The sequence below is a fragment of the Dactylosporangium aurantiacum genome (assembly GCF_000716715.1).
Taxonomy (GTDB): Bacteria; Actinomycetota; Actinomycetes; order Mycobacteriales; family Micromonosporaceae; genus Dactylosporangium; species Dactylosporangium aurantiacum.
The window spans coordinates 1-203 of sequence record NZ_JNYJ01000222.1 but is presented as its reverse complement, the minus strand read 5'-3'; the positions used below and the strand labels follow the sequence as shown (position 1 = coordinate 203).

Here is a 203-nt window from a genome sequence, read left to right as displayed (position 1 = left end):
CCAGTCCCAACCGAAGTTCGACGCCATCTTCCGGATGTACTGAAACGGCTCATCATAGGCATTCGGCCGCTCACCCACCGCATCCCGCACCGCCTCGGCATAGCCGTACGCCGAGTCGAACCGCACCTGCAGCCGGTTCCCCGACGGGCGCAGCAACCCCCGCACATCGAACCGGTACCCCCGGTGCATGTTCGCCGTGCGGG

At 66.5% G+C, this 203-nt stretch carries 1 protein-coding gene; it reads right to left on the bottom strand.

The genetic code is table 11. The features are described 5' to 3' along the window. The coding region (locus tag OP18_RS62880) for a glycosyl hydrolase 2 galactose-binding domain-containing protein (RefSeq protein ID WP_425388717.1) at positions 1-189 on the bottom strand (189 nt) is incomplete at its 3' end. Positions 190-203: the final 14 nt, after the last annotated feature.